General features: G+C 36.4%; 18 protein-coding genes. 10 read left to right on the top strand and 8 right to left on the bottom strand.

Features of this window, described 5'->3' with window-relative positions; all coding sequences use genetic code 11:
* Positions 1–58: 58 nt before the first annotated feature.
* A complete protein-coding gene (locus tag EG342_RS17870; protein WP_103292451.1) occupies positions 59–1738 on the top strand; it encodes an FAD-binding dehydrogenase in 1680 nt (559 codons plus the stop codon).
* Between the two features lie 12 nt (positions 1739–1750).
* Positions 1751–2554: an SDR family oxidoreductase gene (locus tag EG342_RS17865; protein WP_103292452.1), complete on the top strand. Its 804-nt coding sequence runs from the start codon at positions 1751–1753 to the stop codon at positions 2552–2554.
* A 144-nt stretch (positions 2555–2698) separates the two neighbouring features.
* Here EG342_RS17865 and EG342_RS17860 read toward each other — a convergent pair whose 3' ends face one another.
* The 5 genes from EG342_RS17860 to EG342_RS17840 all read right to left on the bottom strand — a co-directional run bounded on the left by EG342_RS17860 (position 2699) and on the right by EG342_RS17840 (position 9218).
* On the bottom strand, positions 2699–3508 hold the full coding sequence (locus EG342_RS17860) for a phosphatase PAP2 family protein (RefSeq protein WP_103292453.1): 810 nt from the start codon (positions 3506–3508) through the stop codon (positions 2699–2701).
* A 21-nt stretch (positions 3509–3529) separates the two neighbouring features.
* Positions 3530–5947, bottom strand: a complete 2418-nt coding sequence (locus EG342_RS17855) for a TonB-dependent receptor domain-containing protein (protein WP_103292454.1) — start codon at positions 5945–5947, stop codon at positions 3530–3532.
* Positions 5948–5990: 43 nt separating this feature from the next.
* Positions 5991–7025, bottom strand: coding sequence for a sulfite exporter TauE/SafE family protein (locus tag EG342_RS17850; protein WP_103292455.1), 1035 nt, complete (start codon positions 7023–7025; stop codon positions 5991–5993).
* Positions 7026–7120: 95 nt separating this feature from the next.
* The gene (locus tag EG342_RS17845) at positions 7121–8407 is read right to left on the bottom strand and encodes a sensor histidine kinase (protein WP_103292456.1); all 1287 of its coding nucleotides are present in this window, start codon (positions 8405–8407) and stop codon (positions 7121–7123) included.
* A 136-nt stretch (positions 8408–8543) separates the two neighbouring features.
* Complete coding sequence (locus EG342_RS17840) at positions 8544–9218, bottom strand: response regulator transcription factor (RefSeq protein WP_103292457.1); 675 nt, start codon at positions 9216–9218, stop codon at positions 8544–8546.
* A gap of 303 nt (positions 9219–9521) precedes the next feature.
* On the opposite strand from EG342_RS17840, the gene EG342_RS17835 reads away from it, so the two are divergent.
* Positions 9522–11123: a tetratricopeptide repeat protein gene (locus tag EG342_RS17835; protein ID WP_103292458.1), complete on the top strand. Its 1602-nt coding sequence runs from the start codon at positions 9522–9524 to the stop codon at positions 11121–11123.
* Positions 11124–11226: 103 nt separating this feature from the next.
* Complete coding sequence (locus tag EG342_RS17830; protein WP_103292459.1) at positions 11227–13074, top strand: chloride channel protein; 1848 nt, start codon at positions 11227–11229, stop codon at positions 13072–13074.
* A gap of 194 nt (positions 13075–13268) precedes the next feature.
* Here the strand turns inward: EG342_RS17830 and EG342_RS17825 are convergent, their stop codons facing one another.
* Complete coding sequence (locus EG342_RS17825) at positions 13269–14216, bottom strand: aldo/keto reductase (RefSeq protein ID WP_103292460.1); 948 nt, start codon at positions 14214–14216, stop codon at positions 13269–13271.
* Between the two features lie 345 nt (positions 14217–14561).
* Here EG342_RS17825 and EG342_RS17820 point away from each other — a divergent pair, with 345 nt between their 5' ends.
* From EG342_RS17820 to EG342_RS25225, 6 genes are all read left to right on the top strand, one after another.
* Entirely contained in the window at positions 14562–15038 is a 477-nt protein-coding gene (locus EG342_RS17820) for an RNA polymerase sigma factor (RefSeq protein WP_103292461.1), read from the top strand.
* 118 nt (positions 15039–15156) lie between these two features.
* A complete protein-coding gene (locus tag EG342_RS17815) occupies positions 15157–15978 on the top strand; it encodes a FecR family protein (protein WP_103292462.1) in 822 nt (273 codons plus the stop codon).
* 85 nt (positions 15979–16063) lie between these two features.
* A complete protein-coding gene (locus tag EG342_RS17810; RefSeq protein WP_103292463.1) occupies positions 16064–19279 on the top strand; it encodes a SusC/RagA family TonB-linked outer membrane protein in 3216 nt (1071 codons plus the stop codon).
* A 19-nt stretch (positions 19280–19298) separates the two neighbouring features.
* On the top strand, positions 19299–20699 hold the full coding sequence (locus EG342_RS17805; RefSeq protein ID WP_103292464.1) for a RagB/SusD family nutrient uptake outer membrane protein: 1401 nt from the start codon (positions 19299–19301) through the stop codon (positions 20697–20699).
* Positions 20700–20709: 10 nt separating this feature from the next.
* Positions 20710–21597 carry a glycerophosphodiester phosphodiesterase family protein gene (locus EG342_RS17800; RefSeq protein WP_103292465.1) on the top strand — a complete coding sequence of 296 codons (888 nt, stop codon included), beginning with the start codon at positions 20710–20712 and terminating at the stop codon, positions 21595–21597.
* Between the two features lie 14 nt (positions 21598–21611).
* Positions 21612–21755, top strand: a complete 144-nt coding sequence (locus tag EG342_RS25225) for a T9SS type A sorting domain-containing protein (protein ID WP_164465202.1) — start codon at positions 21612–21614, stop codon at positions 21753–21755.
* Positions 21756–21842: 87 nt separating this feature from the next.
* On the opposite strand, the gene EG342_RS17795 is transcribed toward EG342_RS25225, so the two are convergent.
* Entirely contained in the window at positions 21843–23651 is a 1809-nt protein-coding gene (locus EG342_RS17795) for a hypothetical protein (RefSeq protein WP_103292466.1), read from the bottom strand.
* Between the two features lie 426 nt (positions 23652–24077).
* Complete coding sequence (locus EG342_RS17790) at positions 24078–25229, bottom strand: efflux RND transporter periplasmic adaptor subunit (protein WP_103292467.1); 1152 nt, start codon at positions 25227–25229, stop codon at positions 24078–24080.

Genomic DNA, 25229 nt, shown 5'->3' with positions numbered 1-25229 from the left:
GCCCTAAATATTTTATACATTTATATAAAGTATTGTTGAATAAAAACATCCGATAAAAATGGGGGAAATATTCCAGCCTGATGCGATTATTGTAGGAACAGGATTGGCAGGGTTAACTGCTGCCATGGAAATAACCAATGCAGGAAAAAAAGTACTGCTGCTGGATCAGGAAACTGAACAGAATATAGGAGGACAGGCATTTTGGTCATTTGGAGGACTCTTTTTGATCAATTCCCCTCAACAAAGAAAAATGGGGATCAAAGATTCTTATGAACTGGCCTTGCAAGATTGGAAAGGGACTGCAGGATTCGATCGTGAAGAAGATTACTGGCCCCGAAAATGGGCGGAAGCCTATCTGAAATTCGCTGCAGCTGAAAAATACGAATACATTAGTAAGCTGGGAATCAAACTGATGTTCATGGTGGGCTGGGCAGAACGTGGTGACGGATCGGCTACAGGTCATGGAAATTCAGTACCCCGCTTTCACGTCAGTTGGGGAACCGGAACCGGAGTGGTAAAACCTTTTGTAGAAAAGGCTTATCAGGCTAAAGAAAAAGGATTGCTTCAAATGAAATTCAGGCATAGAGTTACAGAACTTGTGGTAGAAAACGGTAAAGTAAAAGGACTTAAAGGCGATCTATTAGAAAACGATACTCAGGAAAGAGGTGTAGAAACCAACAGAAATGTAATCTCTCAATTTGAATATAAGGCATCTCATATTGTTATTGCTTCAGGTGGTATTGGAGCAAATCATGAATTGGTAAGGAGAAACTGGCCGGAACGATTAGGAAATCCACCCGAAAATATGGTCTGCGGAGTTCCTGCATATGTGGATGGAAAAATGATTGGAATCGCAGAACATGCAGGCGCCGATATTATCAACCGTGACCGGATGTGGCATTATACTGAAGGCATACAAAACTGGAATCCAATCTGGCCAAACCATGGGATCCGAATACTTCCGGGACCTTCTTCCTTATGGTTTGATGCTAAAGGAAAACGACTACCAGCCCCTTTTCTTCCCGGATTTGATACTTTGGGAACCTTGAAATACATACAAGATACGGGATACTCTTATTCATGGTTTATCCTGACTCAAAAGATTATTAAGAAAGAATTTGCCCTTTCAGGATCCGAACAAAACCCGGATATTACCAATAGAGACTACGCTCTTTTTCTGAAGAGGATTTTTGGTAAAAAGGCTCCCGGTCCTGTAGAAGCTTTTAAAGAACATGGGAAAGATTTTATTGTATCAGATAATCTTAAGGATCTTGTGGAAAGAATGAATCTTCTTTCCGGTAATCATCTTTTAAATTATGAAAAAATAAAGCTACAGATCGAAGCAAGAGACAGAGAACTGGATAACAAATTTTCAAAAGACACTCAAATCAATTATATCCGGAATACCAGAAATTATCTTGGAGATAAACTGGGACGTGTTGCAACCCCGCATAAGATACTTTCTCCTGAAAACGGGCCTTTAATTGCGGTACGTCTTAATATTTTAACCCGAAAAACATTGGGCGGAATTAAAACCAATCTCAACGGACAGGTTTTAAAGGCTGATGACAGTGTCATTGAAGGGCTTTATGCAGCCGGAGAAGTGGCTGGCTTTGGTGGCGGCGGAATGCATGGCTACCGGGCACTGGAAGGAACATTTCTTGGAGGATGTATCTTTTCAGGATTGAAGGCCGGAAAATATATTGCGGGACTGAAAATAAATCAAACCAACTTATAGATAGATTAAGTAATGAGTACCTATTTTAATAATAAAGTAATCTGGGTTACCGGGGCATCATCAGGAATTGGAGAAGCTTTGGTAAAAGAACTGGCTTTAAAGACAAATGCTAAAATCATCCTTTCATCAAGAAAAGAAAATCAGCTGTATGAGATTGCCGAAAATGCCGGACTTACTGTGAATCGGTATGCCGTCATCCCTCTAGATCTGGTAGATTATAAAAAAATGCCTGATATCGCAGACCAGGCCGTAAAAAAGTTCGGAAAAATTGATATCCTTATCAATAATGCAGGATTATCACAACGTTCTTTGGCTATGGAAACAGATATAGAGGTTGATAAGCATTTAATGGATGTAGATTTTATCGGAACGGTAGCCCTTACGAAAGCTGTTGTACCTTATTTGATTAAAAATGGTGGCGGACAAATTGCTGTGGTGTCTAGTCTTATGGGGGTATTCGGTGCACCTATGCGCAGTGGATATGCCGCAGCCAAGCACGCCTTGCATGGATTTTTTGATGCTTTGAGAGCTGAATTATATCAGGATAAAATCTCTGTCACGATCATTTGCCCGGGTTTTATACAAACCCATATTTCCATTCATGCGGTTACTGGAAATGGTTCACAGCAAGGAACTATGGATGATGCCACCATGAAAGGAATGCCGGTAGATATTTTTGCGAAAAAAATGCTTCATGCCATCGAGAAACGTAAAAATCAAAAAGCAATTGGCGGTAAGGAGGTGTTAGGAATTTATCTGAAAAGATTTTTCCCCGGATTATTGGCAAGGATAGTTCGCAAGGCAAAAGTGGTTTGATATATTCGTGAATTCTTTAATATCAAGGGCTCAATTGATGCCTTTTTATCAGGAAAATTTATAAATAAAAAAATCGTCATTCATTGCTGAATGGCGATTTTCTTTTTGATCTAAAAATTCTATTTTTTTAAGTAAACTTTATCATTAAAAATTTTTTACGAGGCCGATTCCTACTGTTTTATTTTGGTAAAATGGCATCACCATTGTGGAGGACAGGGTATTTTTACTTTTATTTTTTCCGCGCAGCAAGTTATCAATTCTTGGAAATAACCAATAGGCCAGCTCTGTAGAAAGTATTCCAAAGCCGGTGCCCGCAACCACATCTCCCAGCCAGTGTTTATCATTCAACATCCGGTATACTCCTGTAAAGATGGCAAAAGGATACCCGGAAAGGCTTAACCAGAAATTAGTATCCTTATATTCCCTGAACATAAATTGTGCATTTGAAAATGCCGTGGCAGCGTGTCCTGAAGGAAAAGACATTGTATTTGAACGGTCCGGCCTTTCTTCTTTCACCATATACTTTAAAGGAAGGGTAAAAGCAGCGGCGATCAGCTGTGAAGAGGCATAAATAATGGTACGGTCTCTTAAATTATGTTTTCCCTTTACTCCTGCAAAGTTGAGCCCGTATACCATCAGTCCCGGAAGATATTGGGTGTAATCATCAAACTTTATCCGGGTAGGCTGATGCTCGTTAATTTCTGTTCTGGTAGAAAGGTTCAGCTGTCTCAGATCTTTGATTGTCAAACCTGCTACTCCATAGGTAATGAATGCGGCAGGAATGATCAGACTTTTATAGTTCAGGCTCGTTTTCTGAGCTACAGGACTAATAATACTATCCTTTATTGATTCCTGAACTGCAATCGAATCATTATTGTTTTGGGCATTGATTTTACTAACGGCTGAAGTCAAAACAAGTAAATAAATCAGCATTTTCTGACGGTGGTTTTTCATCCTTAATTATGTTTTTTTATATTAAAATTTATAACTGTATCCCAATCGTACGACCTGGGTTTCGTAATAATCATTGCTTGTATACGCGAATCCCATTCCCTGAATTCTTTTCTTCATAACCATAGTATTGAGTAAATCTGAGGCATTTAAAAACAGTTCGCCCTTCCCTTTCTGAATGGCTTTTTTCACTCCCACATCCATGGAGAATCTTGAATTCATTTTTCCCTGCGGAATAATATCCGGTGCCAGATAAACCAGCGTACACTGGGCATCCAATCCCTGACTAAAATGGAAAATATGATTCATTTTGATATTTCCGGAAATAGCAGATTGCCTGTCTGCAGAAAAAGTATTAGGTTCCGGATAAAGGTTCAATACTGAAAACGCATCGATCTGATTTCGGTATACATTTCCGTTGATATTGAGGGAATATATATCGGAAAACTTTTGATTCCATATCGCTTCCAGGCCGGTATTATAACTTCTCCCTGCGTTTTGAAAAATCGCATAGATCAAAGTACTGTCGGGTACAATACTCGAAATTCTGGTAATTGTTCCTGTGGCAAAACGATGATACAAAGCAGAATATAAGTATCCGTTATCCCAATTGTATTTATATCCAAGTTCAATAGAGTTGGTGAATTGCGGACGCAATGCCGGATTTCCTACCTTAATGATCTCGGCATCATCATATTTCGGAAAAATTCTGATATCAACTTCGTTAGGACGGTCTACCCTTCTGTTGTAAAAGATAGAGAACTTATTTCGGTCATTAAGTTTATAGGCTAAACGGAAATTAGGAAACGGTTGGGTATAATTGTATCCATCACTTTTGTAAGTAGGATGATCAGGATTTACATCATACTGAATTTTTACATATTCTAATCTCAGTCCAAGCTCAGCTTCCCATTTTTCATTTTCAAAAACATAATTTCCATAGATGGCAGGAATGAATTCTTTATAATCGGCTTTTCCGCCTGCAGAAGCATCCAACACGGAATTGGTTCCAGGGATAAAATTCATATTTGTAGGGATACTTCTGTTTCTCAGCTTAATTCCTGTTTCAATTCTACCATATTTCAGAGGTTTTATATAGTCTACATTGAAATCGTAGACCTGCTCGTCGGACAATAATTTGAAAGCATCGGTTCCTGTGGAAGCAGGTAAATAATTATCATAGAAATACTTTTCATCTTCTCTGTGAAAAGTATAGTTGAATCCTGCATTCAACACATGTCCGGCTTCTTTAAACTTATGCTGATAAGAAGCGGTCCCCATGATCGTTGTTTTTAATTCATCTTCAAGAAACTGCCAGAGACGAAGACGTTGCGAAAAATCTCCGTTAAAAAAGGGCTGATCTCCGCGGTCAATAATTTTTTCACTTCCATACATCCCTGAAACAGTTAATGTATTTTGAGGATCGATATTCCAGTCTATTCCCGCTTTAGTCGTAAAGAAATTGGTATTTCTATTCCTTTTCAACTGAGAATTAATTACGGTTCCGTTATCATAAGTACGTGTCACAAATTCGTTTTTATTCAGGGTTTCCGTATATAAATTGTCTGCCTGTAGAAATACATTGACTTTATTTTTCCGGTAATTAAGGGATAACGAGGGATTAATTTTTGGAGTTAATGTATACTGAGGTCTGATGGTTGGTAGATTTTCTTTTCTTACCCAAAGTGAACCCAGTCCGGTTGTAAATCCTATTTTACCATTCCAGCCGTTTTGTTTGTTCTTTTTCATGATAATATTGATAATCCCGGCATTTCCATTGGCATCATATTTTGACGAAGGATTGTTGATGATCTCAATTTTATCAATGGAAGAGGCAGGAATATTATCTAATCCTGTCTGGCTCCCGAAACCTGTAAGTGCAGTCTGTTTTCCATCAATCAGAACGGTTACTTTATCATTTCCTCTGAGCTGTACTTTACCTTCCTGCACGGTAATTCCGGGAAGGTTTTGCATGCTTTGGAGTACAGATCCACCACTTTGGCTGATGTTGTCTGCAACGGAATATGTTTTTTTATCAAGACGACTATCGATCTCATTCTTTTTGGAAGCAGTGATGGTAATGGCCTCTATTTTAGTTTCTTTTTCCTGCTTTTGTAAAAGTTCAATAGCGGGAATATCCAGAAACTCAGAAAGACTTCCGATGAAAACAGGCTGTATCAGGGTGTCATATCCTGTTATGGAAGTTTCCAGAAGATAATGATCAGGATGTATTCCAACGATAGAAAATCTTCCTTCCTCATTGGTAATCGTTCCAGCCACAAAAGCACTGTCCTTTTCCTTCTTTAAAATAATACTGGCGTAAGGCAATACCACTTTTTCCTTATTGGTGATTTTTCCGGATACCGTTACCGAAGTAGTTTGTGCAAAGGCTACCGAAGAGATAATGCTAATCGGAAAAAGCAGCAGTTTTTTTTTATTCATAGTCTATATATTATTTTTTATTTCCCAATCATTCGTTCAATCATTATGCTTTAAACTTGGTAAGCACATTGTCTTTATAACAATAGAATTCATGGATGGTTTCTTTCCCAAAAGCATATACTTTTTCTATTTGAACATCATCGTAATGTTCCATAAGCTGATCATATTTTTGCTTAAGGTTTCCTGATAATTCGTCCGGTTGTACCGTTTTTTCAATTTCTAGCCCTTTACTGGCTTTATATTCAACGACCAGGCGTGTGTTTTTCCATGACATGGTATACACGCTTTTATTTTTTGTGGAGGAACGATTGACGACAATCTGATCCTGCTGAACTATTTTCCCCGAAGTACTTGTAAATAAAGTAATACCGGATACTACCATCGCTGCATAGCCTATCTTTTTGAACATATTTTCACTCAGATGCGGTAGAATATATTTCACAGTATATGAAGATACTATTGCCCCTACCGCAATGGCAATACCCATCCATAATGCAGTATTGGAATATAACCCAAGTGAAATATAAATGATAAGCTTAATCAGGTGAAGAAATACCTCATTAGCAGCGCGGGTTGCTACAATTTCCTCTTTTTTAAGCCCGAATTTTAAATAGAACCTGTTAAAAAGAAGTCCCACGGCTCCAGTAATTCCCGAAATAAAACCAGCCAGGAAACCAATTAAAGCCAATGCTGACTTCGGATAAGGTTTTTCAGATTCTTCTTTTTTATTTTTTGATGCGAAAAGTTGCGGCAGATTGGCAATCAGAAAGAAAGCAACAAGCAGTTGCAGGTAATTAGGGTTTACATATTTAATCAAATAGGCTCCCAATAAAACTGCAGGAATAGAAAACGGGACAAACCATAAGAATATTTTCCAGTTGACATGTTTTTTAAATACTGCAATTCTGGAGGCTGAGCTGGTGAAAGTACCGATCGTCAGCGAAAAAGGGACAAGAGATGTGGGAAGTAACAGATTAAGGATAGGAATCAAAATAAGACTGGCACCACCCCCACAAATAGCGCTGATCCAGAATGCCAGGATTGTTCCTGCGAATAAAAGGACAATTTTTAAAATCATTTTAAATAAAATTTACACTTCAGTATGTTTTCGATACAAAGGTGCAATCCGATTTAGAAGAAATTTTGAATTGTTCTGTTATGGGTATTTTTTAACTATAATTTAACGGAAAAAATGTGGTGCTTATTTTCAAATCTGTAGCTAATCGTCCAATGATGAAATTTGCAGATTTCCTGAATAATAGAAAGTCCCAAACCACTTCCGTTGTTATCAGCAGAAAGTTTTGAAAACCGTTTAAACAATAAATCCGTGTTGAGCTTTTCCGTTCCCGAATTGGAAATTTCCAAAAGAGAATCTGTCAATTGGATGTCAATAGAGCCGCCGGGTAAAGTATGTCTGATCGCATTGATGATGAGATTGTTAATCATAATTTCAATGAGGCTGCTATTTCCCTTTATCTGAATATCAGGTGAGATTTTTTCGTGGACAGCGATATTTTTTTGTTCAAAATGCTCCTGAAGAATATCAATACTTTGTTGAAGCAATTCATCCAATGCAATATTTTCAGAGTTATCAAACTGGTTATTGTCTATTTTAGCCAGTAACAGCAGGTTTTTATTAATACGGGAACTTCTGGTCAGGGCTTTATTCATCTCTTCCACTATACGGTATTGTTTCTCCGTTAAATCTCTATCCTGCAATAGAAGATCGAGTTTATTTTTTATAATCGCAAGTGGAGTCTGTAGCTCATGAGAAGCATTTTCTGTGAACTCTTTCTGGGTTTTATAAACGGAAACGTTGTGCTCTATCAGTTTATAAAGGGATTGATTAAGTTCTTCAAATTCTGTGGTATCAGAAGCCGGAAATTCAATCCTGGTCTGGCTGCTGAGTTTAAATATCTTCAAACGATTCAAGGTGTCCCGGAATGGTTTCCATATGGATGCCGATAGCCTTCTGTTTAGATATAAAAGGCCTACAACAATCATTACAAAGAAAAATATGGTAATCATGGCAATCACAGCTATGGTCTCGTGTGATTCCTCAATATTGGTTTGTATAGTAAACAAATAAGGTCTATCATGTATATAAATTACCTTTTTAAGACATCGATAACGTTCTTTTTTATCTTCAGATATAAATGGAAGATGTCTTTCATTTGTATAAACACTATCTCCTTTTATCTGATTTTCAGAAATCCTTTCAATATTTGTTTCAGGCTGGATATGATTCCATAGTTCCAGACTTTTTTCCAACTGTTCATCAGACAGTTTCAGTTGGTTGAATTCATATGCTGTTTTCTCTACAATAATCTGATTATGCTCGTCCAGTTCATTTTTCCAGATTGTATCTACCACAAGATAATACACAGGAATGCTTATCATCAGTACAATAAGGACGTAGATAAGGAAAGGCTTGGTGGTTTTGCTGAGTAGAGGTTTCAATAGAATTATGTTTTAATAGAAAGTTTATGTTGTATCGGCAATTTAATAGTAATCAGATGATTTTTTCTTAGGATACTATAACCAATTCCCATCAATCATCATCAATCATCAATCATTTATCATTGATAACAAGGGGCTACATTTCCCATTTATAGCCAGTTCCATAAACCGTTTTAAGGTAATGTCCGGAGCCGGCATCATATAGTTTTTTCTTTAGATTTTTTACGTGGGCGTATACGAAGTCATGATTATCAAGCATGTCTGCAAGATCACCGGAAAGATGCTCTGCCAAAGTACTTTTGGAGATTACCTTATTTTTGTTTCCAATAAAATAAATCAGAAGGTCAAATTCTTTTTTTGTTAAAGAAATGACTTCACCATTCACAGAAACGGTCTTGGCCAGAAGGTCAATTTCAAGTTCATTCTGTGTTACCACATTGGAGCTGCTGAATTGTTTTCTTCGAATAATAGAATACACCCTTGCCATCAGTTCTGAGAGGTGAAACGGTTTGGTAAGATAATCATCTGCTCCCATTTTTAATCCTTCGATTTTATCATCCAAAGCATTTTTAGCTGAAATAATGATCACACCATCCTGTTTATTCTGCTTTTTTAATTCTTCTAAAATTTTAAGGCCATTTCCGTCCGGCAGCATTATATCCAGTAAAATACAGTCGTAATGGAACATCTCTATTTTGGTCATGGCTTCATTAAATGTTGAGGCACATTCACACAGATAACTTTCCTCAGAAAGATATTCGGAAATACTTTTGGCCAGTTCAGCTTCGTCTTCGACGATTAGAATTTTCATGCGTTAAAACTATAATTAAATTTTGAAGAAATTTTGAATTTCAATAGATCCGCTCAATAAATTTACTATATAAAATTAACAAGACTATTTCTTTTTTGAAAAGCTTTGTTAGTTTAAATAGAAGACCATAAAATTTATTAATGCATTGTTCGAATAAAAAATCATTTAACAAAGTAAACACAATGTATTAAATTGTAGTTACTTACATTGTTTATTAGGGTTAATAAATTCAGAAAAAATTACACATATCTTCCAATTTTTCATTAAATTATTCTTTTATTGCGGGTTCAAAAAATACACATAATGAAAAATATTGCTCTCTTTTTATGCGGTTTTATTTTCGGAATTTCCCATGCTCAAGTATCTACTACACGACCTACTACATCACAAATTGACATTGACATTAATAAGGCCGAAAAACTATCCTGGGGAGACCCTGCCAAAGCCATCACGCTTGCTAATGATATTTTCAATAATTCTAAATCTATAGGATATAAAAAAGGAATGTTAGAAAGCGGTTCCATACTGATGAGCAAATATTTTGATACCGGTAATTTTAAAAAAGTCATCAACCTCAGTGAAGAAGTCGGAAAACTGGCAGCAGAAAGTATGAATGACGCTGTATTATCAAATACTTACCGGTTAAAAGCTTCGGCTTATACAGAATTAGGCTTTAATGATGAGAGTGTGAAAGAGTTTAAAAAAGCTTTACAAATCGCCGAGAAAATAAAATCTTCCAATGAAAAAAATTACTTAAAAGCGTTGATATATACTGGAATGGGTTCTTATGCAGCTCATGTTAATTTGCCGCTTGACTCGGTGATCTATTATCAGAAAAAATGTCTGGAAAGCACAAAAAATATAAAAGACGATAAGGATTTTGGCGCCAAAAAAGAACAAATGCTCGCATTATCTTATATTAATTTAGGCAAAACAAGCGTTGCTTCTCACAAAATTAATGAAGCAGAAGCCTATTTTTCTCATGCTTTGGAGATTAGTCATGATAAAAAATATACATCAGATAAGCATTTGGAAGTGACCATCTATAACGAGTTTGCATGGCTGTATTACGATCAGAAAAAATATGCAAAGGTGATACCCTATGCGGAAAAAGCAGAAGCGTTGGAAAAACAGATAAGATTACCCTACATTCGCAGAGATATCTATGAAGTTTACTTCAAATCCTATGTAGAACTTGGAGAAAAAGAAGCTTCCAGGAAATATATGAATTTGTACACCAAACTCAATGACAGCCTCGTGAATGTGGAAAAGAAAACAATCAATATTCCCGTAAAAAAGATGATGGATGAGAAAGATCGTATCCATACCACAGATATTAAGAAAATTGCCATGTTATCAATTGGGATTCTTATGGTTTTTCTTAGTGGAGGATTGTTCTTCTGGAATAGAAATCAGAAAAAGCTTCACAAGAAATATGATACGATCATCAAAAATCTGAAAGACAGAAAAAGGAATGCAGATGGCAAAGATGAATCATCAAATATAACCCCTGAAAAAGGGATAGGGATTACAGATGAAACTACCAACACCTTATTGCTAAAACTTGAAAAATTTGAAAAATCTCAGAAATTTATTAAAAAAGAGCTTAGTCTAACTTCTCTCGCCAATGATCTGGGAACCAACACCAGATACCTTTCAGAAATTATTAAACAATACAAAGAAAAAAGCTATAATAATTACATTAACAGTCTGAGAATAAATTACATTACTACAAAACTTTATGAAAACCCTATTTACAGAGAATATAAAATAAGTTATCTTGCGGAAGCCAGTGGCTTTTCTTCCAGAGAAGTCTTTGCAGTAGTCTTTAAAAAGGAAACTGGTGTAACTCCCTCCTATTTTATCAATAATTTTAAAAAAGACGATCATAGCCCCGTTGTATAAGCATTCTTATAATTGATAGATCTGCGGATACCCGATAAGTTGAAAAAAAACCTTAAATTTACGCTGCTATATCGATTAAAGACTAGCGTAAAATTCTTCCAAAGTGAAAATTCACAACAAAAAAAAATACCTCAGTTTCCTTAAATTTAAAAGAGATTTCCAGAAATACGGACTAGAAAAAGCACGCAGTTATGAGCTTATTTTACATTGGCTGAACAATCGGCTAAGCAGGAATCAGTTTCTTGTGCTTTCCGGTATTCTTGTTGGATGTACAGCGGGTCTTGCCGGAGTTATCTTGAAAACCCTGGTTCATAACATCCACTATTTTATTACCCATAAAGTTCATTTTGAATATCAGATTTTATTTTACATTGTTTTTCCCTTTCTGGGCATTGTTTTAACTACTCTGGTCGTACTGACTTTGTTTAAAGGTCAGGATCGAAAAGGAATCGGGGCTATTCTTTATGAAATTGCTCAAAATTCAAGTATTGTAGCTTCAGTTAAAATGTATTCTCAGGTGATACAGAGTGCAATTACCGTTGGACTGGGAGGTTCTGCAGGATTGGAAAGCCCGATAGCAGTTACCGGTGCTGCAATTGGGTCAAATTATGCCCAAACGTACAGACTGAGCTATAAAGAACGTACCCTATTACTGGCAGCTGGTGCTACAGCAGGTATTGCCTCTGCGTTCAATGCTCCAATTGCCGGGATTATGTTTGCTTTTGAAATTCTGTTGACCGGCGTTGTTTTTACAGACTTTATTCCATTGGTAGTGGCTGCAGTTTGCGGAAGTCTTTTGTCGAGGATTTTGTTGCAGGAGGATGTACTTTTCAGATTTTATACCAGAGAAGCTTTCAATTACAAGAATCTTCCCTACTACCTTATTCTTGGCTTGGTAACCGGATTGTATGCCCGGTATTTTGTAGTTATTTCTCAAAAGGTGGAGCATTTTATAAAAGGACTTCAACTTTCAAGAATGCGGAAAGCGATGTTCGGGGGAGCTGTTCTTTCATTTCTTTGTGTTCTTTTCCCACCCTTATTCGGAGAAGGATATGATATTATAAAAGCCTTTACCAACGGGAATACTCAAACTATTATTGAAAACAGTTTCTTCAGATATTTTGAAATCGGAGATTGGACGATTATTATATTTTTAGTCCTGGTTTTATTGTTAAAAGCATTCGCAACCTCTTTTACCATTTTCAGTGGCGGAAACGGAGGTAACTTTGCGCCTTCCCTTTTTGCAGGGGGTACTTTAGGGTATCTGTTTGCGTTAATTTGCCAACATTTAGGATTTACGGATGTTCCGGTTACAAATCTCGTTCTTGTAGGAATGGCCGGTGCTATGAGCGGTGTTCTCTATGCTCCTCTTACCGCGATATTCCTGATTGCAGAATCCAGTTTCGGGTATGACCTGTTTATCCCACTCATGACGGTTTCCGTGATGTCTTACCTTATTGCCAAATGGTTCTCTCCTATTTCTCCTGAATTAAAATCGCTGGCCGATGAAGGAAAAATATTCACCAATAAGCACGATAAAAATCTTCTTTTTGCTTTAAGAACGGAAGATTTTATCGATAAATATTCCCAGGTTATCAATGAAAATGCTTCCATCACAGAACTTTTTGAGTTGGTGAAAAACGGAAATAAAAATATCTATGCCGTTGTAGATGAAGACCGAAAATTAAAAGGAATTCTTACTTTAGACGATATCAGACCTTATCTTTTTAATAAAGAAACAGACTCCTCTCAAACCATTCTTCAGATTATGAAAGCTCCGCCGGCCATTCTTCACAGAGAAAATAAGCCGTTGGATATCCTCCAGACTTTCGACGACACCGGAGTATGGAATCTTCCGGTTGTAAGTGCAAACAATGACTTTATCGGATTTATTTCAAAATCTTCAATTCTGATGAGCTACAGACAATTGCTGAAAGAATATTCTGATTAAGTTACAAACGAATTGAAGCACTGTGCTAATGTTATCATCGATACACAACACATTCCCCTCTGCTGGAGGGGTGGCAAAAATTTAAAAAATTTTTGACGGGGTGGTTTTATAAACACTCTCATTTCAAAATAAATAAACCCTCCGTTCAGCATTGAACGGAGGGTTTATTTTTATCTAACAATGATTTATTTATTTTAATATTGACTGGCTGTATTCAATAAATCAATATCTTCCTGATCTAAAACCAGTCTAGGAGCATTGAACAATGTTTCAAGCTGTGATGCACTGGTCGCACTCACAATAGGAGCTGTGATTAGCGGATTGGCCAATAACCAGGCTAATGCAACTGTACTCTGCTGACTATCATGTTTTTCACTTACCTGATCCAATGCTTTTAAAACCTCATGACCTTTAGGAGTTAAATATTTTCTGATTCCTTCTCCCCTTGCACTTTTGGCAAAATCTGCTTCATCTCTGTACTTTCCTGTTAAGAAACCTGCAGCCAAAGACCAGTAAGGAAATACACTCAGATCAAACTGTTCTACCAAAGGAGCATAATTGGTTTCAAAACCTTCCCTCTCCATCAGGTTGTAGTGAGGTTGCAATGCTACATATTTGGGAAGATTATTCTTTTCTGCGGCTTCAAATGAAGCTTTTAAACGTTCCGGAGAAAGATTGGAAGCTGCGATATAACGTACTTTCCCAGCTTTAATAATCTCGTCATACGCCGAAAGCGTTTCTTCTACAGGAGTTACTTTATCGTCGAAATGTGTATAATAAAGGTCGATATGATCAGTTTGCAGCCTTTGTAAAGACTCATCAACCGATTTTAAGATATGCTTTTTGCTGATGTCAAAACCGTGTTCTTTTGTTTCAGAACCAACTTTAGTGGCCAGTACAATATCTTTACGATTACCGCGTGCCTTCATCCATTTACCTATAATCTCTTCAGATTGTCCACCTTTTCCGTTTACCCACCAGGAGTAGGTATCTGCAGTATCTACAAAATTAAAGCCTGCTTCCGTAAAACGGTCTAATATATCAAAGGATTGCTTTTCATCCAACGTCCATCCAAAAACATTTCCTCCGAAATTGATAGGTGCTATTGTTAAATCGGTGTTCTTGATCTTTCTTTTTTCCATAAAAATAATTTATTATTATCCTATACTTAGGAACCTCTAAGGTAAGGAATATCGGACAGAAAGGGAGATTTAAAATACCCATTTCCACTATAGTTATTATGAATGGAAATACCTGTTCCGACTGGATTATTTGTGTACATGTAGGTAATATTTTCATGTTTTAAAAAAGATCATTTTAAAATTTTCTATCGTTTTAAAATAATGAAGTATTCTGCCTTCATTTACCAATGTGTTACCTGTTTTTTATCAGATCTCATCAAAATTAACATATCTTTAAACTGTTTAAAAATCTTTTTAAATAGTTTTATGGCATTATAAATTGTACTGTAAAGTTGTCTTTATCCAATGGACTCATTTGAGAAAATATATTCTGAATATAAACATAAAGTCTACTTCTTCGTTAAGAAATACATTCAAAAAGAAGAGGATGCAGAAGATATTGTCCAGGATATTTTCGTACACGTCTGGAAACATCTGGATGAAAACGCACAAATCGCTGTAGAAGCAATTGTTTTTAAAACCTGCAAACAAGAGGTTTCTAATTTCTATCGCAAAAACAAGCTGTTGTTTACCTTTTCTGAAAAGGAAGTCGTGAAAGCCGAGGAAGAAGAAATCATAGATGAAAAGTACTATGAAGAACAAGTTTCAAAGATTGAAAGTCTCCTCGAAAAACTTCCTTTGAAGACCAAAGACTTATTTATTCAACACAAAATTAAAAACATAAGCTACTCTCAATTAGCCAAAGAAAATAATCTTTCAAAAACAGCGATCAGCAAGCAAATAAACAAAGCTTTGAGTTTCCTGAAAGGGAATTTCCAATAATTTACCCTTTATCATTCAATATGAACAAATTGTTAAGTCTCTCCATGTGGGGTGAACGATTTGGCTTTTCCGCGTATTTATAATAAAATGATTTTACGAGAATCATAATACACGCTGTATGAGCTTAGAAAAAGAATTTGAAGAAACCTGGAAAACCGTTTCTGAAGAACAACATACAATGGATGAGACCACAGACAGAAAAATCTGGGGGAATATCAACGCCAGAATCAGAGAAAAAAGAAATGTGAAAAAATGGTATTGGGCCGCTGCAATTGTGGTTCCCTTTTTCATTTTTTTAATGGTATATAACGGATCCCGGAATTCTGTGACAGGAGCAGAACAAAAATATGTTTACGAAAGCTTTAAAGCTTCAAAAACCATCCGGCTATCCGATGGAAGTATCATCAAGCTCTTACCGTACAGTAAGTTGACGATAAGCAAAGATTTTGGGGGAAAAAATCGTGAAATACTATTTACAGGACAAGGAAATTTTAACATTGCGAAAGATAAATCCAAACCTTTCAGAATCAATGCAGGGGATTTTCATGTACAGGTTTTGGGAACTCAGTTTTTTTTAGACCAAAAATCAGAGGAGAAAAAAGTAGAATTGTTTGAAGGAAAAGTAAAAGTAGAGCATCTTGGAAAAGTAACCTATTTAATGCCCAAAGAAATTTGGCTCAGCAATACCAATCATCCTGATTATCATTATTACAATCAGGAAAAACAGATGAGTTTTACCTTTGATCATTCCAATTATTCAGAGGCTATACAGCAATTGGAAGCGGCCTATAATGTCAGAATATCCTATCCGGATTTATATAGGAATCATAAAGTAAGTGGTTCATTTACAGGGAATCTTAATGATATCCTTTCCATAATCAGTTATCCGTTTAATCTTAAAATTGAAAAATTGAATGAAACAGAAATAAAGCTAAAATAAAAATGCACCGATAATGGGGGTTATCGATGCGGATTTAATCAACTTAAAAACCTAAAGAAAGTTTAAAAATTAATATTGCGAATTTATGAAAAAAACAGCAATTAGTATTGCTATGCTTGGGAGTTTGTACCTTTCTCAGCCTTTATGTGCTTCAGAAATACATTTCAATCTGCATATAATCTACACATCTCCACCGCCTGTTACAAAAGTGTTGGAAAAACTGAGTAAGACAACCAAAACACAATTCTTTTACTCAGTTTCAGATCTTGAAGATATCCAGGTGGACGATAAAGATATCAATTACAATTCATTACATCAGACACTTGAATATCTTCAAAAAAACTATCCTATTGAATTTGTTATTCAAAATAATACGGTTACTATCAGAAGAACATCTAAAAAAGTTCAACGGAAAAACAATGTGATTGTCGTAAATAATACTGCTAAAAAAGATACCATTGCAGACCGGGAGAAAAAGATTGATGAAGTTGTTTTGGTAGGCTACGGAAAGCAAAATAAAAAAGATGTTTCCGGTTCTATTGCTTCGTTGGGAGAAAAAGATCTGAAAAGTGTAGCTACAAGTAATTTTGGAGAGATGATTGCCGGAAAAGCAACCGGTATTCAAACTACTTCCGCGAATTCAAGTCCCGGATCTTCTCCTAACATCCGTATCCGTGGGATCGGAACCTTAACGGCGGGAGCCAATCCTTTGATTGTTGTTGATGGATTCCCATTGACGGAGGGAACAAATTTAAATTCAATTGATCCGAATTCTATTGCATCTATAGATATTCTGAAAGATGCTGCCTCAACGGCAATTTATGGTTCAAGAGGAGCCAACGGAGTCATCCTTATTCAGAGTAAAGAAGGGAAAAAAGGAAAACTGGAGGTGGTATTGGATTCCTATTATGGAATACAAACAAGAAGCGACAACGAAAAGTTTGTGAATGCCTATGATATGGCGACTTTCATGAAAGAATCCCGGGATAACAACTACCTTTCAAAAGGAAGCAACAGGAGTATTTCTGACAATACCACGACGAGAATATCAAAAGGAGCGACACTTCGGGAGCTTGTACCGGATTATTTGATTCCCTACCTTAATAAACAACCGGGACTGATTGATAATGACTGGTATACAACCGTATTAAAACCGGCACCCATGAGCAATACTTCGTTAAATGTTCTGGGTGGAAGTGATAATACAAAATATTCATTCACCGGAAGCTATCTGAATCAAAAAGGGATTTTAATCGGAACAGATTATGAAAAATATTCAGGAAACATCAATCTTGCTACCCATATTACGGATCAGTTGAAATTTGGTGTTTCCATGTCTCCGTCTTATTCACAAGGAAGTCTTTTTGATATGGTAAATGGTGGAAGAACGTATAATCTTCTTCAAATGGCTACGACCATGTACCCATTCTTTGCGCCAAGAGATGCCAACGGAAACCTTATCATTTCTCAGCAAATTAAAGTAAATGGCCCCACAGACGGAGCTATGGTTGAAAATCCTGTAGCTATTGCAGAAATGACCAGGAGAAAATATACCTTATTTAAAACCTTTGGAAATATTTTCGGAGAATGGAAATTTTTAGATGATTTTAAATATAAAATTTCAGCAGGTGGCGACTATACCAGCTACGATTACAACTTTTTTGACCCATCAACTGTAGGAAGTTATCGTACTGCAGCACCGGATGTTACCACTGCAAGCAAAACAGAATATATTACCAAAAATTACCTGATTGAAAACTTGTTAACCTATGATAAAAAGATAGGAAATCATACTTTTAACGCAATTTTAGGACAATCTTATCAGAATGAAACTTCAAATCAAACCACTACCCTGGCAACAGGTTTTCCGGATAACAGTATTGAAAATATTTCGGGAGGTTCTTCATTTAAGGTAGATGTCAATCAGTATAAATGGACATTGATTTCATATTTTACAAGATTCAACTACACTTACAACAGCAAATACAGTTTGATGGCTTCTTACAGAAGAGACGGATCATCAAAGTTTGGAGCCAATTCGAAATGGGGCGACTTCTATGCTTTATCATTAGGCTGGACTGTAAGTAAAGAAAGCTTTTTTCCTTCCAATAAATGGCTGGATCCTTTAAAACTAAGGTTTAGCTTAGGAACAAACGGAAATAACCAGATTCCAAACTTTGGTTCATTATCCTTAATGGAAAAAGAGAATTATGTTTTCGGAGGAATGATGGTTCCCGGGTACAGATCGTCTACAGCCGCCAGCTTTGATCTTTCCTGGGAAAAATCGAAGTCCGTGAATGCCGGGATTGATTTTAGCTTGTTTAATAAATATTTAAATGTCTCCGCAGACTATTACATTTTAAACCGAAACGGTTTATTGCTGGAGGTTCCTGTTCCTCAGCAATCCGGCTATTCCACATTGCTTCAGAATATTGGTAAAATCAGGAATAGCGGTCTGGAAGTACAGCTTTCGGTAAAACCTCTTCATATAGGAGACGACTTTGAATACTCCAATAATTTCAGCTTTTCTTTCAATACCAATAAGGTACTGGCTCTGGCCAACGGACAGTCACAAATTGTAGCCGGTGCCAACAATTTTGCAGTCACGAAAGTTGGAGGTTCTATTGCTGAAATGTATGGGTACAATATTCTGGGTATTTATAAAACTCAGGAGCAGATTGATAACTCCCCTCACATCTCGGGAACATTAGTCGGTGATTATATTATGGAAGACCTTAATAAAGATGGCAAAATTGATGCTAATGATAAGAAAAGCTTCGGTTCGGGAATCCCTAAATATGTAATGGGATTCACCAATTCATTCCGGTATAAGAATTTTGATCTCAGTTTTACTTTGTACAGTGAGTTGGGAAAGAAAATTTATAACGGTGATCAGGTAAGTAGTACAGAATCAGGAGAAGGTTTTGGAGTGGCTACTCAGAACTATTTTGACAACAGATACAATCCGGTGACCAATCCTGACGGCATATATGGACTTCCCAATATGAACTTTTCCAATAACAGAAAAGAAGCAAGGACATCGAGTATTTTCTTTAAAAATGGAGACTATGTAAGATTACGATCTCTGAGACTGGCCTACAACCTACCTCAAAGTCTTGTTTCTGCCTTAAAGGTAAAATCAATCCAATTGTATTTTGTAGGAAATAATCTATTGACCATCACTTCCTATAAAGGTCAGAATCTTGATGCAACTTCAGAAAGTGTACTGACACAAGGCTATGATAACGGATATTATCCAGTGGCAAGAGTATATTCTTTTGGAATGAATATGAAGTTTTAATAATCCTAATCTCAAAAAAATGAAAAAATTATATATCCCTTTGCTTTCAATATTCTTATGGCAATCCTGTTCATCAGACCTTTTGAATACTTCTCCCGAAAGCATTAAACAAACAGATAATTTTTATAAAGATGAAGCACAGCTTGAGCAAGGCGTCAATGCGGTTTATGGCTCATTACAATATGTCGGACAGTATCAGCTGGCCATGTTGGCAATTGGTGAAATCCCTTCAGACAATACCTATGATGAAGTTCCCGCCAATGATAGTTTTACGTATGGAGAACTCGATTTTTTTACCGTTCAGCCCAATAATTCTTTGCTGGCAAGTACATGGAAAGAAAATTATATAGGAATTCAACAGGCCAATATTGTTTTAAACAGGATCGGAAATGTTTCTATGAGCCAGTCACAGAAGAATATAAGAACCGGTGAAGTGAAGTTTTTAAGAGCATTGATGTATTTTAATATGGTCCGGATTTTCGGAGATATTCCTTTAGTAACAAAAGAAAGTGTAAATGTTAACGAATATTTCGGACAAGGAAGAACCCCCGCTGAAACAGTATATACCTTCATCGAGTCAGAACTTAAAGATGCCATTACCTTACTGCCTGAAACGACCGCTCAAAAAGGAAGAGTTACCAAAGGCGCCGCATTGGGAATGTTGGGTAAGGTTTTAGTTACAAGAAACAAATACAGTGAAGCACTTCCCTATCTGAAACAGGTTGAAGGATTGAATTACAGCTTATTAACAGATGTAACCAAAATTTTTGATGTAACTAATAAAAATAATGCAGAGATCATTTTTGATGTACAATTTACTTCAGGATTAAATGGAAATACGGAAGGTAGCCAGGCCTATCAGATGTTTAGTCCCTCAGGGTTTTCTGCTGGTGCAAAAGGTCATAATCTTCCTACAAAAGAGGTTTATAATACCTTTGCTGCAACGGATAAAAGAAGAGATGCCTACATTGGTTTAACGACGAATGGAGTTCCTTATTCTAAAAAATTAACAAAGCCTACTACAGCTCCCGCAGACGGAGGAAGTAATGTCGTCGTTCTCCGTTTGGCAGAAGTTTACCTTCTTATGGCTGAATGCTATGCAAAAACCAATGATCCGGTTAATGGAAACCTGTATTTAAATAAGATTAAAAACAGAGCCGGACTTACTTCTGTTACGATCGCAGATTCAACTGATTTATTGGACGAAATCGCTCTGGAGAGAAGAAAAGAACTTATCGGTGAAGGCCACAGATGGTTTGATCTGGTGCGAACGGGAAAGGCCATTCAGGTGATGACAGCTCATTTTCAAAACACACCCGGATATGGAACAGCACAGATTCAGCCTTATAATCTGCTTATGCCTGTTCCGCAAAATCAAATCAATACTGATCCTGCTATTAAACAAAATCCGGGATATTAAATCTAATCTTATGAAAAAAACATTGTTAAAAATCAATCTATCTCTTCTACTGCTGTGTTCTTCCGTTGCAGCTTATTCTCAAATCTCACTGAATACATTTCCGGATGATAAAATTATGGTGGTGGCACATCGGGCAGACTGGCGTGAGGCTCCCGAAAATTCAATCATGGCCATCAAAAAAGCGATTGAAAAAGGAGTCAATATGGTGGAAATAGATCTGGCGCTAACCAAAGATGGTGTTCTGATTTTAATGCATGACAAAACGATTGACCGAACCACTACCGGAAAAGGAAGTCCTTCTGATTACACCCTGGAAGAGATTAAAAAATTATATCTCAGAGACGGTCTAGGGGTTCCGACTCAAATGAAAGTTCCTACTCTGGCTGAAGTTTTAGATGTCACAAATGGAAAAATTTTCATCAATCTGGATAAAGCTTTTGATTATTTTGATCTCGTTTATCCTATTTTAAAAGAAAGAAAAATGTTTGATCAGATCCTGTTTAAAGGCACTGCCACTTATGATGAATTCAATAAAAAATATGGCAAGATTAAAGATGAGATTCATTATATGCCAATTGTAAGATTGAATTCAGGAGAAGGCTGGATAAAAGTGAATGAATATTTAAAAAACTATAAAGTCTATGGTTTTGAGCTTACGTTAGGAAAAGATGAAAAGAATCTTATTGACTTTAAAGAGATCCGTAAGAAACATGTAAAAGTATGGGTTAATTCTTTATGGCCGGAACTTTCAGCTGGTCATAACGACGATAAAGTACTTGAAAATCCCGATATGTACCAATGGTATCCCGATCATCAGGTCAATATTATTCAGACCGACAGACCAAAAGAATTAATTGAATTTCTAAAAAAGAAAAATCTTTATTCTTTTAGTAGATAACTACCGGAGCCTTAGTGAAAACGATTAAAGACGGCACTCAGAGCAAAGGAACTTATAAAGAACCGTTGAGCACGTCCGGCTGGGCTTCAGGAGTGTATACCTGTATTCTTCAGGCTGAGGGAAAAACGATAATGGCTAAGAAAATCATTGTTCCGTAATTTTATATTATAAACAAAAAACTGATATTTATATGAACAGCCTTCATCAGATGAAGGCTGTTTTTATATTTAATAATAAAAATTCTACTATTTTTCGACCTGTGGTATCTCAATAGCATCAAGCAATAATTTATTTTCCAGCAACTGTTGTTGTAAGGTTTGCCCATCTGTTGTAAAGAAAGAAGAAGTATCAAATAATTTGTGATAGTACTCTATTCCCTCTGCTATATTTTTTTTAAATATATTCCATTTTTTTGTTTGAGAATGAGTAATGATCGCAGGTGAATTCGCGATTTCCTTTTTCAGATAGTCAATATACATTTTCAGTTCATTGATAAACATGTTTGGACGTTGGTTATCCGAAAGGATATTCCTGTTTCCATAAATGTGCTGTACCATTTCCGAAAGAGAAACTTCCTTATCAAAAAAGGCAATATTAGGCCCCGGACAGATCACAACACCTTGTTTTTCCCCTTTAATCTTAATATTCTGTTCCATGTAAGCAGAATTCACCAGTCCTACACACAAGCAGGCTTTATCTGTAATTTCAGACTTTCTTTTATCAAATTCTTTTACAGTTAATGTGCCTTGTTCAGCCTGAAGTTCTTTCAATTTAATATCCTGATATTTTTTTGAAGCAGTACATGTTCCTTCCGGTGAGAATTCCTTGGATAATGCCAGAAGTTTCTTTGGGCATGAACTTCCAAATTTATCTTTGGCTTCTTTTTCATGCTTCAGTTTTTCGTTGGAAGTTCCTTTTACCGTATTAAAAGGCACTCCCAAAGGCGAAATAGTACTTAGGTAAAGATCTTCTTCTTTAGATCGTACAAGAAGATTTCTGGTCTCGGAATCTACAGAGGTAGCTTCAGGAACCAACAAAAACGGAGAACCCCATCCTACACTATCGGCTGTATAATGCGAGAGTAAAAACTGATGTTCTTCGGAAGTACCTACTCCACCTTGTACGGTAATTTTCATCTCCAAAGGTTTTGAAACAACAGGTTTCCCTTTCTGTTCCAAAGCATTGATCATCAGCGTATGTGCAGACTGTACCAATTCTTCTTTTTTGTGTTTGAATTCCTCCATGATCGGCCCCAGAAGCATTCCATCTGTGGCAAATGCATGACCTCCACAATTCAGTCCGGATTCTATTCTGTATTCTGAAACCCACAGTCCTTTTTTTGCCAGGAAATTCCCTTGAATCATCGCCGAACGGAAGTCGCTTACCTTAAGAATAATCTTCTTCTTTATAACTCCGTTTTGATCCGGGAAAAAGTCATCAAATTCCTCCATATAGCTGTACAAACGGGGGTTCATACCTGCAGACAATACCATTGAAGAAGATAATTTACTGTTGGCAAATCCTCGGAGTGACGCGTGAGCATCATTATACATGACCGGAAGCTGTCGCTTTTTTTGATAATTGTCCTTATCAACTTTGGTCATGATATTGACATCAATATTTCCCGGTTTAAGATTGGATTCAATGAAATTTCTGATCTGAGTACCCCAATTACTCTTTTGATTAATAAAAGATTGAAGGCTGTTTTTTACATCAGAGGTATTGGGAAGCATGGCTATAAAGTCCTTCAAGGTTTCTTTATTTTTGCATACTTCCTGTTTGAATGATTCAAATTTTTCATTCACGATATCATCCACCATATCAAGATAGGCGGTGATTCTTTTGGCACGATAATCTTCTGTTTTCGTTGTAATTTCAAAGTAATCCAGATTAAACTTTTGGGTATAAAAGTTTTTCATTTTTTCCAGAATCTCATCATCGATAATAGAAATCACAGAAGATATTCCATATTGGGCAACACGAATCGGGCTGTCTATCGTATAAGCCAGTCCCATTACCGGAATATGGAAGTTGTGTAACGGTTTAGTTGTCATTATGTTTCAATAAAAGTTTTTACTTAATGCAACTAAAAATTCCTAAAAACTAATTCACGGCCTAAAACTATCATTTTTAAATTAATTATGCATTAAATAATATCCACAATATTCAAAAGATGTTAAATATCATTTTATACTGTTGAACTCATTGCGTGCCTAGAGTAAATTTTCTCGCTGATTAAGCAGATTACGCAGATTGAGATAAAACTCTGCAGAATCTGCAAAATCAGCGTGTGATAAAATAAATTAACAGCATTCAATTTTATCTCAGATAAAATCTTCGCACCTTAAAGATATTCTCATTTAAATACTCCTTTTGCGTCTTTGTGATAGACCAATAATAATAAAAACAGAGGCTTCATTTACTCATAAGTAAACAAAACCTCTGCTTTTAAAAATTATATGATTTCCGAAGAAAATCTACTACTCTGCTTTATTCTTAAGCATCATTAAAAGGCCATAAGCTCCTTTCTGGACAATCTTTTTTTCCTTCAGAAAATCTGCTTTTATAACTTCTGTAAACTGATCATCCGAAATACCTGTTGTTACGGGAATCATTTTATAATTTGATTTTCCGAGATCTTCAAAAACGTAATTTTTATTTTCAAAAGAAACTACAGCCTCGTTTGGCAGGCCTTGTGTATTCCGGCTGCTGATGTTTACTTCAGCATTGATGTACATTCCTTTTACAAAATCAGAATTAACGGACGATAACCTGGCTACCGCAGTGGCAGAACCTCCGGTTTCAATACTTGGAACGATGCTTACAATTTTTGCATTGGATTTCACGTCAGGATTCTGATTGTTGTAAACCACAATTTCCTGTCCCACTTTTACATCATTAATATCGTTTTCAAAGACTTTTAATTCCAGCAATAATCCGGCTGGATTGATCAGCTCAAATAAAGTATCCGCCGGGTTGATATATTGTCCGTTATTAACCAGAATCTTGCTTACAAATCCTGTAAAAGGAGCATAAACATTGATTTTACTTCTGATATTTCCGGTATTTAATCCTTTAACACTAATTCCTATGATTCTAAGTTTTTCTTCCAGCCCTTTTAAAGTGGCATTCAACGTGGAATAATCAGCCTGGGCCGTTTGCATGGTCTTATCGCTGCTTGCTTTGCTGGTGTTAAGATCTTTTTGACGATTAAAGTTCAGTCTTGCCGCTTCAAGCTGTGCCTTAGTTACCAGATAATCCTGTTGAAGCTGAATAAACTGCGGATCTTCAACTATTGCCAATACCTGTCCTTTGCTGAAATGACTTCCATTGATGACGGTAATGGACTTGATGTGCCCACCCATAATGCTTGACAGCGAGCTGATATGGGAAGGCGCAATTTCCGCTTTCCCATTGAGGCGAACCAGCTTCTCCATATTTCTGTCCTGAATAGTGGTGGTTGTAATTCCTACGGATTGAGCCTGCTTTTCGGTAAGATGAACCGTATTTTCCTTGTTTTTGGTAAATTTTGTATTTTCATATACCGTTTTTTCTTCTTCTTTTTTTCCTGAACATGAAGATAGAACGAGTGCTAAAGCAAGGCTGTATATTGATAATATTTTAAAATGCAT

It is taken from the genome of Chryseobacterium lactis (assembly GCF_003815875.1).
Taxonomy (GTDB): Bacteria; Bacteroidota; Bacteroidia; order Flavobacteriales; family Weeksellaceae; genus Chryseobacterium; species Chryseobacterium lactis.
The sequence above is the reverse complement of the archived record's forward strand: the minus strand, read 5'-3'. Positions and strand labels throughout refer to the sequence as shown.

What these genes read in the sequence shown, in the direction of transcription:
- EG342_RS17870 (WP_103292451.1), top strand. Translation starts at nt 59, where the DNA reads ATGGGGGAAATATTCCAGCCTGATGCGATTATTGTAGGAACAGGATTG.
- EG342_RS17865 (WP_103292452.1), top strand. Translation starts at nt 1,751, where the DNA reads ATGAGTACCTATTTTAATAATAAAGTAATCTGGGTTACCGGGGCATCA.
- EG342_RS17860 (WP_103292453.1), bottom strand. Translation starts at nt 3,508, where the DNA reads ATGAAAAACCACCGTCAGAAAATGCTGATTTATTTACTTGTTTTGACT.
- EG342_RS17855 (WP_103292454.1), bottom strand. Translation starts at nt 5,947, where the DNA reads ATGAATAAAAAAAAACTGCTGCTTTTTCCGATTAGCATTATCTCTTCG.
- EG342_RS17850 (WP_103292455.1), bottom strand. Translation starts at nt 7,025, where the DNA reads ATGATTTTAAAAATTGTCCTTTTATTCGCAGGAACAATCCTGGCATTC.
- EG342_RS17840 (WP_103292457.1), bottom strand. Translation starts at nt 9,218, where the DNA reads ATGAAAATTCTAATCGTCGAAGACGAAGCTGAACTGGCCAAAAGTATT.
- EG342_RS17835 (WP_103292458.1), top strand. Translation starts at nt 9,522, where the DNA reads ATGAAAAATATTGCTCTCTTTTTATGCGGTTTTATTTTCGGAATTTCC.
- EG342_RS17825 (WP_103292460.1), bottom strand. Translation starts at nt 14,216, where the DNA reads ATGGAAAAAAGAAAGATCAAGAACACCGATTTAACAATAGCACCTATC.
- EG342_RS17820 (WP_103292461.1), top strand. Translation starts at nt 14,562, where the DNA reads ATGGACTCATTTGAGAAAATATATTCTGAATATAAACATAAAGTCTAC.
- EG342_RS17815 (WP_103292462.1), top strand. Translation starts at nt 15,157, where the DNA reads ATGAGCTTAGAAAAAGAATTTGAAGAAACCTGGAAAACCGTTTCTGAA.
- EG342_RS17810 (WP_103292463.1), top strand. Translation starts at nt 16,064, where the DNA reads ATGAAAAAAACAGCAATTAGTATTGCTATGCTTGGGAGTTTGTACCTT.
- EG342_RS17805 (WP_103292464.1), top strand. Translation starts at nt 19,299, where the DNA reads ATGAAAAAATTATATATCCCTTTGCTTTCAATATTCTTATGGCAATCC.
- EG342_RS17800 (WP_103292465.1), top strand. Translation starts at nt 20,710, where the DNA reads ATGAAAAAAACATTGTTAAAAATCAATCTATCTCTTCTACTGCTGTGT.
- EG342_RS17795 (WP_103292466.1), bottom strand. Translation starts at nt 23,651, where the DNA reads ATGACAACTAAACCGTTACACAACTTCCATATTCCGGTAATGGGACTG.
- EG342_RS17790 (WP_103292467.1), bottom strand. Translation starts at nt 25,229, where the DNA reads ATGCATTTTAAAATATTATCAATATACAGCCTTGCTTTAGCACTCGTT.